This window comes from Pseudoflavonifractor sp. AF19-9AC (assembly GCF_003478995.1).
GTDB lineage: Bacteria > Bacillota > Clostridia > Oscillospirales > Oscillospiraceae > Lawsonibacter.
Genome location: NZ_QUGI01000007.1, coordinates 194,692 through 203,346 on the forward strand (window position 1 = coordinate 194,692; position 8,655 = coordinate 203,346).

At 63.1% G+C, this 8,655-nt stretch carries 7 protein-coding genes; 2 read left to right on the top strand and 5 right to left on the bottom strand.

Going from position 1 to position 8,655, the window contains the following annotated elements; translation table 11 throughout:
• The 5 genes from DWX58_RS12835 to DWX58_RS12855 form a co-directional block, all read right to left on the bottom strand.
• The gene (locus DWX58_RS12835) at positions 1-1,215 is read right to left on the bottom strand and encodes a DUF6080 domain-containing protein (RefSeq protein ID WP_118644395.1); all 1,215 of its coding nucleotides are present in this window, start codon (positions 1,213-1,215) and stop codon (positions 1-3) included.
• Complete coding sequence (locus DWX58_RS12840) at positions 1,208-2,713, bottom strand: DUF6056 family protein (protein WP_147382276.1); 1,506 nt, start codon at positions 2,711-2,713, stop codon at positions 1,208-1,210. Before DWX58_RS12840 ends, DWX58_RS12835 begins: the two co-directional genes overlap by 8 nt.
• 264 nt (positions 2,714-2,977) lie before the next feature.
• On the bottom strand, positions 2,978-4,348 hold the full coding sequence (mgtE, locus tag DWX58_RS12845) for a magnesium transporter (protein ID WP_118644399.1): 1,371 nt from the start codon (positions 4,346-4,348) through the stop codon (positions 2,978-2,980).
• 427 nt (positions 4,349-4,775) lie between these two features.
• Positions 4,776-5,246, bottom strand: a complete 471-nt coding sequence (locus tag DWX58_RS12850; protein WP_118644401.1) for a methylated-DNA--[protein]-cysteine S-methyltransferase — start codon at positions 5,244-5,246, stop codon at positions 4,776-4,778.
• A gap of 6 nt (positions 5,247-5,252) precedes the next feature.
• Positions 5,253-6,356 carry a DUF3048 domain-containing protein gene (locus DWX58_RS12855; protein WP_243093490.1) on the bottom strand — a complete coding sequence of 368 codons (1,104 nt, stop codon included), beginning with the start codon at positions 6,354-6,356 and terminating at the stop codon, positions 5,253-5,255.
• A 277-nt stretch (positions 6,357-6,633) separates the two neighbouring features.
• Here DWX58_RS12855 and DWX58_RS12860 point away from each other — a divergent pair, with 277 nt between their 5' ends.
• The gene (locus tag DWX58_RS12860; RefSeq protein WP_118644403.1) at positions 6,634-8,469 is read left to right on the top strand and encodes an NAD(P)-binding protein; all 1,836 of its coding nucleotides are present in this window, start codon (positions 6,634-6,636) and stop codon (positions 8,467-8,469) included.
• Positions 8,463-8,655, top strand: a 193-nt coding sequence (locus DWX58_RS12865) for a 2Fe-2S iron-sulfur cluster-binding protein (RefSeq protein ID WP_147382277.1), incomplete at its 3' end; no start/stop codon positions are given. The genes DWX58_RS12860 and DWX58_RS12865, both read left to right, overlap by 7 nt.

Here is an 8,655-nt window from a genome sequence, read left to right on the forward strand (position 1 = left end):
TCACCTCGTTATAAATTGCACCAGCTGGTAATAGCCGGGGAGGTTGCACAGCACCACCCCCGCCCCGTAGCACCAGGCAAAGCCCTCCGCCCACCGGCTGTCCCGTCCCTCCGGCGCTCTCAGGGCCAGGGCCGCCAGAAGGATCTGGGCGGGCAGGTGGTGCAGGGAGTAGAGAAAGCCCTCCTTCAGGCCGTACTGAATGGCCCCGTGGAGCAAAAGGTTGCACCCCAGCACCCCCAGAGGGGCCCACAGCAGAGGGCTCTTCCGCCCCCGGACCACGCCCCACACCAGCAGCGCCACCCAGCCAAGGGCCAGCACCACAATGGGCCAGGAAGCCGCGGGCAGGAAAGACAGAGCGTCCCCCGGGTAGTCCCCGAAGGGGCTCTCCATGGCGGTGTGGAGAACGAAAGCGGTGGAACCGAAGAAGACAAAGAAAATCCGCACCAGCAGCTCCAGGGGGCCGAAGTGGTCCCGGAAGGTCTGGGCACTGCTCAGCCCACCGGAAATGATGCTGGCAAAGAAGAAGTCTCCCACGGGCAGAAGGGCGGTGACCACACAGAAGCCCGCGCCCCCCAGGGCCAGCAGGCAAATCCGCCGCTTCCAGCTGCCTCGGTGGGCCAGGAACACGATGACCGCCCACAATGCCGCGTTGGTGATGGTCACCCCCGCTGTGCAGACGCCCAGCAGTACAGTGACCGGGTCATTTTTCTCCCCGGCGTAGTAGAAGGTCATCATGAGCAGCAAGGCTGAAAGGATGTAGGTCTCCGCCACAAAGGTATAAAAGAGGGTGGAGAAGGCCAGGGCGTACACCCCGCACAGCAGCAGAGCCCGGCGTTCCTTCAGTCCGTACTGTTTGCGGAGAATCCGCTCCAAATAAAAGCTGGACAGCAGAGACAGCACAATCTGAGAGGCCACAATCACCTGGTAGTGGCTTTTAACGCTGATAGTGCCGAACACCAGCTGTTCCGCCCGGGTAAAGAAGCTTCCGTAGACGATAAACAGGGGGTGCTTGATGATGCGGGCCGAGTCGTCCATGTCGGCGGAGTAGAACTCCTTGGCGCAATAGACGTCGTCCGCGGAAAAGAGCCGGTCGTTGTGGGCCTCTGTCACGTCATAGAAGGGGGTATGGCACAAGAAGGCAAAGATGGCCCCGTACACCGCCGCCAGGCAGAGGAAAAAGGCCAGCCGCTGGTAAAAGGCTCTGCTCTTATCCATGGCCTGCCTCCCACTCCGCCTGGGGCACATAGGTGACGGTCAGGTCCCCTGGAGTCTCATAGTAGTAGCGGAACTGCACCTTGTTGGAGTCCCCGTCCCACATGTACTCTCCATGGGGGTAGGCGGGCAGGACCACCTGGGTCTCACCCTGCTCCATAGCCTGAGCCAGGATGGCATCCCGCTCCACCTCCAGAGCGTGGATAGGGGTAAAAATCCACAGGTCGTGGCCCAGCACCGCCGCCAGCAGCAGACAGGACACCGCCGCAGCCGCACCAGCCGGCACCTTTTCCAGGGGCAGAGCTTTGAGGAAGCCGCCTGCGGTGATGAGCAGGCAGACATAGGACAAATAGAGGCATCTGGGGCCGATGGGCTGGACAAAGAGCAGGGGGAAGGCCGCCACACCGGCGCTCACCAGGAAGAAAATGGCCCGGTTCCGTCCGCCCCCCTGGGGCAGCCAACGCCAGCAGGCCAGCAGCAGGGCAAAGCCCCACAGCACCACCACAAGGGCCGTGGCCCACTCCCACTGTACTGCTCCCCGGAGGAAGGCGAAGTACACGCTGCCCAGCACCAGCACACCGGCGGCCGGGATATCAAACCACTGCCGCTTCGCCCGTGCGAAGGCCGCCAGGGCCAGCAGGGTGAGGGATACATAGAGCACAGGGCAGCCGGCGATGAGGCAGCGCAGCACCTCCTCCTGGTTTGCCCGCAGGGTGGTCATCAGGCCGGCCAGGCCTCCGGTGAGTCCGGTGGCATAGCCCCCCTCGTCCTGCATCACCAGTCCGTAGGCCGGGGACAGGAACAGCAGCGCCGCCCCCGCCGCCGTACCCAGGAAAAAGGCCAGGGCAGTGGGGGACAGCCGTTTCTCCCGCAGGCCGTACCAGATCACCAGCACCAACCCCGCCCACAGGGCGTACAGAGTGTTGTTCTCCATAAAGAGCTGTCCGCCGAAGCCCAGCAGGAAGACCGCCAGGGCCCGGGGCACACTTTCCTTGATGAGGCCGCCGTCAAACACCGGACGCAGCAGCCAGAAGGCCGTCAGCACCATGAGGACCGGGGGCACATAGTTGAAAAAGCCCGCCGCCCAGGGGTAGATCTGCCGGAACATCTCCAGGGGCAGGGCCAGCAGGGCGGCTCCGGAGAGGAGCACGCCCCAGAAGGTGCGAAAGCCCATGTGCCGGGCGGTGATGTACACGGTCCCCAGGGTGAAGCCCGCCCGCATCACTTCCCGCAGCACCTTCCGCCCTCCGGCGGAATAGGCCAGGATGTTGCCCAGAATCCGGGCGTTATAGCTCTTCCAGCCGTCCACGATGGTGCGCATCAAGTCCCCCGGACCGGCCAGCTTCCGTCCCAGCTCCTCCCGGAACCAGTCGTCCCCCATGACGGGGAACAGCCAGCACAGCCACAGCAGCAGGCAGAAGAAAAGCCCCATCCCAATCCACCACGCGAGCCGCCGGCGGACGGGCTTGGGCGTCAATACCGATTGCAGTTTCTGTTCCATCTCGGATGTACGCGCCCCACAGGGCGCCTCTCCCTCCGTTTTTTAAATCAACATCCAGCGGGCCGATTGAAGGCGCACCCCAACCGCCCGAGCATAAAGATACAGTTTAAAAATACCATAATCGCTGCCACATTACAATAGATTTCGGGGAAATGGGGCGGTTTGGCCGATTCCCCTCTTTTTTCCTTCGCCCTTTTTCGTTCTCCTCAAAGAGAAAATATCCCGGAGCCGATCCGGCTCCGGGATATTGCGTCTTCTTTGCCCTCAGATGCCCAGCACCCGGGTGGCAATGGAGAAATAAATGAGCAGGGACAGGGCGTCCACCACGGTGGTAATGAAGGGAGCAGCCATCACTGCCGGGTCGATGCCCACCTTTTCCGCCGCCATGGGCAGGGTGCAGCCCACGATCTTGGCACAGATTACGGTGAGCATCAGGGTGAGGCAGACCACCAGGGCCACCGGGACGGTGACCTCCGGATTATTCATCAGGGTGCGGTCCACTGCCATCATCTTCACAAAATTGGCCGCCGCCAGACACACGCCGCACAAAACCGCCACCCGAATTTCCTTCCACAGCACGGCCAGCACGTCGGAGAACTCCACCTCCCCCAGGGACAGGGCGCGGATGACCGCCACCGAGGACTGGGAGCCGGAGTTTCCGCCCGTGCCCGACAGCATGGGGATGAAGGAGGTGAGGACGACACAGGCCGCCAGGGCCGTCTCAAACCGGGTGATGATGATGCCGGTAAAGGTGGCCGACAGCATGAGCATCATCAGCCAGGGAATGCGGGAGCGCCAGGTCTCAAAGACGCCGGTTTTCAGATAGGGCTTGTCAGAGGGGAGGATAGCCGCCATCTTCTCGAAGTCCTCGGTGGTCTCCTCCTCGATAACGTCCATAGCGTCGTCGAAGGTGATGATGCCCACCAGGCGGTTTTCCCCGTCCACCACGGGCAGGGCGCTCAGGTCGTACTTGGAGAACATCTGGGCCACGTCCTCTTTGTCCTCGTGGGTGTTCACCGAAATGACGTTGGTCTCCATGATGTCGCCGATGCGGGTCTCATAGTCGGACAGAAGCAGGGTTTTCACCGTCACCACGCCCAGCAGAATCCGGTTCTTGGTGACATAGCAGGTGTACACCGTCTCCTTGTCCAGGCCCACCTTCCGGATGCGGGCAAAGGACTCCTCCACCGTGGCGTCGGGGTGGAGGAAGACAAACTCCGTGGTCATGATGGAGCCGGCGGAGTCCTTGGGATAGTTGAGCAGCTGGTTAATCTGACTGCGGGTGGAGGCGTCGGTGTTGCGTAAAATACGGGAGACCACGTTGGCGGGCATGTCCTCAATGATGTCCACCGTGTCGTCCAGATAGAGCTCGTCCAGCACTTCCCGCAGCTCCTTGTCGCTGAGGGCGCCGATCAGCTTTTCCTGGTCCTCGCTGTCTTCCAGGTAGGTAAATACCTCCGCCGCCATGTCCTTGGGCAGCAGTCGGAACACCAGAATCTGCTGCTCCACGTCCAGCTCATCCAAAAACTCGGCGATGTCCACCTCGTTCATTTCCAGCAGCTGCCCTCTCAGCTGGCGGAACTGCTTGCGCTCCACCAGATCCAGCAGCATTTCCAGATCATAATTTTCGTGCATAACCTTCTCTTCCCCTCTCGTTGCTCCGTTTTTCAAACGTGGGGCACAAAAAACCACAGGGAAAAAGGGCCCTTTGAGCCAGACAAGGGGGCACTCTGGCCCCAGTTGCCTGCTTCAAAGCACTCTTTTTCTCCCTGTGGCTGCACACAAATCACCCGGTCAGCGGGCGGTTCTTCCCATCGGCTGGGATGTGGACCGCGGACGGCACGCCCTTTCGGCCCAGTCCGCCCGCCGCGGTCTGTGGCAGCTTTCTCCCCGTTGTTCTTGTCTACTTCGGTCGTCCACGTCAAATCCCACTTCCTTTCCTGCCCTGCTCCGGCTGTAACGTCCCGGGCGCCGGCACGAATTCCGCGCCGGCGCCGATAGGCTTTTTGTTATTATATCATTTTATGCAAATTCCTTGCAAGCGGCCCCGGCGGATTCCAGGTTATTTTTCGGTTAAATCCGCGCCCTCCAAATCCAGCAGCGCTTTTTTCAGCTCCAGTCCCCCGGCATAGCCCGTCAGGGTGCCGCCGCTGCCCACCACCCGGTGACAGGGGATGAAAATGGGGATGGGATTGCGGTGGTTGGCCATTCCCACCGCCCGGAAGCCCCGGGGGGAGTCCACCGCCTGGGCAATCTGGGCGTAGGTGCGGGTCTGTCCGTATGGAATGGCCTCCAGGGCCTGCCACACCCGGCGCTGGAAAGGGGTTCCCCGGGGATGGAGGGGCAGGTCAAAGTCCCGCCGTTCCCCCGCCAGGTACTCCAGCAGCTCCTGTCGCCCTTGCTTCAGCAGAGGAGTCTCCCGGCTCATGAGCCGGGGTGTGGGCTGCCCGGGCAGCCAGAGGCGGGTGATGGCTCCCTCCTCCTCCCCCAGAGCGATAGGCCCCAGGGAGGTGTCAAACAGCAGAAACTCCATGGCCGCTTACGCCTCCTCCACCGTCACGGCGGAGGGGCCGCCCACGATGTTCACATAGGTGTGGCCCACACCAAACTTCACCGGCTGGCCGTTGGCGTCGGTGTACTCCAGGGGGCTGGAATTATTTTTCTTGCTCCAGGTGATGCTCTGCTGCACCCCGTCGCAGAACAGGATGCCCTCGCCGGTACCGGTGGTGCGCACGCTCATCCGCCCGGCGCTGTCCCCCTTGATGGCATATACGTCGGTAAAGAGGACCACTACATTTTTCACCGCTACCTGCTCCCCGGTGTTCCCGTCCACGTAGGGAGCGCCGTACTCCTCCACCTTGTAGAGGCCGCTGGCGCTGTCGTAGGTAAAGACACCGGTCTTATAGTTGGAGAACTTCACCTGTACCTGAGCGGCCGGAGTGCCGGAGGCGGTCTCCTCCGCTTCCAGGAAGGTCATGGGGTATGTATAGCCCTCCTTGTGTTCCAGGGTCACCCGCTTGTAGGTGGGCAGCAGCTCCTGGATGGTCTCGCCGGAGGTGAGAACGCTGTGCTCCAGGCCCATGTTTTTTCTCCGCTCCTTATCCCGCCAGAACAGGGTGCCCTCATAGGGCCCGTTGACGCAGTCCAGGGCGGTGACGCCCCAGTTCTGGATGGCATCATAGGCCTGGGGGCTGCCCCCGGCATGGAGGAAGATGGCGTCGTGTCCCAGAGCCAGGGAGACATAGTAGTCCCGGGCCGAGCGCACCGAGCCGATTTCGCCCACACCCTCCATGCTCTGGAACACCCCCAGCATCCGGGTGATGCCCCCCTCGGCCACCACCTCATAAATGATGTCCGCCTGGGACACGCCCAGCTGGGGCAGTGCCTTCTTCAGATTGTTGAGCATGATGGCCACCGGGCGGTTCTGTCCGATGTCCGTCTCACAGCCCTCCCCCGTGAGGGGGTTCACATAGGGCAGCTGGGGCTCCGGTTCCGGCTCCGGATCCACCGGGACCATGGTGGAAATGCTGGGCTCCTCCGGCGGAGCGGAGGAGGCGGCAGGGTCCTCCTTGGGTCCGCAGGCGCACAGGGCGGTCAGCAGCAGAACGGCGGGGATCAATTTCCTCAGCTGGTTCACCTTCACGGGGATTCCTCCTTATTTGGTTTCTATGGTGCTATCATACCGTCCCCAAAGGTCCCCTGTCAACTGAAACGGCCGCGGCTCCTCATCACTTTTCCTATCGCTGCCCAACCCCTGCAAACTCTTTTCTGTGATAATTGACAAAAGTGCCGTCTCTATGGTATGGTCTCAATGATACCGCCTGTTCCATTGCTCCGGCGGTGCCATAAGACAGCTGGCGGCACGGGCGCGGTGCCTGTCCGTCTCATGCCGCTCCAGCCAGTGAGGAGGAATGTCTGTTTTGAGCCGATTAGCCATTGAAACACCCGGCCAGGCCCAGACCGTACTGAACGGCCTGTACCGGGACATGGGTCGGCGCATCAGCGCCAACCAGCCGGGACTTTGCCCGGTGGACATGTCCCTGAACTTTCTGCGGCTGTGCCACGCCCAGACCTGCGGAAAATGCGTCCCCTGCCGCATCGGTTTGAGCCAGCTGGCCGTGCTCATCGAGCAGGTGCTGGACCGCACCGCCACCCTGGAGACCATCGACCTCATCGAGCGCACCGCCCGGGTCATTGCCGACTCTGCCGACTGCGCCATCGGCTATGAGGCTGCCCACATGGTGCTGAAAGGCGTCCGGGGCTTCCGGGAGGACTATGAGGAGCACATTCTCCACGGCCGGTGCATCTGCGGGCTGAGCCACCCCGTCCCCTGTGTGTCCAGCTGTCCCGCCCACGTGGACGTGCCGGGCTATGTGGCCCTGGTGCGGGAGGAGCGCTACGACGACGCGGTGTACCTCATCCGCAAGGACAACCCCTTCCCCTCCGCCTGCGCCTATGTGTGCGAGCACCCCTGCGAGGCCCACTGCCGCCGCCGCATGGTGGACGACGCCGTCAACATCTGCGGTCTGAAGCGCTTTGCCGTGGACCACGCCCAGCCTGCTCCCGCTCCCGCCCCCTTCCCGCCCACGGGAAAGACGGTGGCCGTCATCGGCGGCGGCCCCGGCGGCCTCACCGCGGCCTACTACCTGTCCCTCATGGGCCACAAGGTCACCGTGTATGAGCAGCGCCCCAAGCTGGGCGGCATGCTGCGCTACGGCATTCCCGACTACCGCCTGCCTCAGGACGTGCTGGACCGGGACATCGAACATATTCTTTCCACCGGCATCACCGTCCACACCGGTGTGTCCATCGGCCTGGACATGGCCATGGAGAAGCTTCAGAAGAGCTATGACGCGGTGTACATCGCCATCGGCGCCCACACGGACAAGAAGCTTGGCCTGGAGGGCGAGGACGCGGAGAACGTGGTCAGCGCCGTGGAGCTGCTGCGCAACATCGGTGAGGGCCGGGTCCCCGACTTCACCGGCAAGCGGGTATGCGTCATCGGCGGCGGCAACGTGTCCATGGACGCCACCCGCACCGCCCTGCGCCTGGGGGCCGAGCAGGTCACCTGCGTATACCGCCGCCGGGTGGAGGACATGACTGCCCTGGCCGAAGAGATCGAGGAGGCCATGGCCGAGGGCTGCCAGATTCTGCCCCTCCAGGCCCCCGCCCGCATCGAGGCCGGTCCCGACGGCAAGGTGGCCGCCCTGTGGACCCGTCCCCAGCTCATCAGATCCTACGGAAAGGACGGACGGCCCCGCCCTGTGGACGCGGACCAGAAGGAGTTCCGCATCCCCTGCGACTACGTTATCGTGGCCATCGGCCAGGCCATCGTGGCCCAGCCCTTTGAGGCGGTGGGCGTCACCACCCGCCGGGGCGCCATCCAGGCCGACCTCACCAGCTCGGTGCCCGGGGTGGACAACGTCTTTGCCGGAGGCGACGCCGTTTCCGGTCCCGCCACCGTCATCCGCGCCGTGGCGGCGGGCAAGGTGGCTGCCGCCAACATCGACAACTTCCTGGGCTTTGACCACAAGATGCACTGTGAGGTGGACATTCCGCCCGCTCACCTGACCAACACCCCGCCCTGCGGCCGGGTCAATCTGAAAAATCGCCATCTCAGCGACTACCATGGCAATTTTGAGCTGCTCAAGGAGGGTATGACCTGTCAGGAGGCCACCCAGGAGGCCAGCCGCTGCCTGCGCTGCGACCACTTCGGCTACGGAATCTTCAAGGGAGGGAGGAGCAGAGAATGGTAAACCTCACCATCGACGGCCGCCCCGTCCAGGTGCCCGAGGGCACCACCATTCTGGAGGCCGCCCGGCAGGCCGACATCCACATCCCCCACCTGTGCTACCTGAAGGGCATCAACGAGATCGCCGCCTGCCGGGTGTGCTGCGTGGAGGTGGAAGGCGAGCGGGCCATGGTCACCGCCTGCAACAACC

What these genes read in the sequence shown, in the direction of transcription:
- DWX58_RS12840 (WP_147382276.1), bottom strand. Translation starts at nt 2,713, where the DNA reads ATGGAACAGAAACTGCAATCGGTATTGACGCCCAAGCCCGTCCGCCGG.
- DWX58_RS12835 (WP_118644395.1), bottom strand. Translation starts at nt 1,215, where the DNA reads ATGGATAAGAGCAGAGCCTTTTACCAGCGGCTGGCCTTTTTCCTCTGC.
- DWX58_RS12850 (WP_118644401.1), bottom strand. Translation starts at nt 5,246, where the DNA reads ATGGAGTTTCTGCTGTTTGACACCTCCCTGGGGCCTATCGCTCTGGGG.
- mgtE (WP_118644399.1), bottom strand. Translation starts at nt 4,348, where the DNA reads ATGCACGAAAATTATGATCTGGAAATGCTGCTGGATCTGGTGGAGCGC.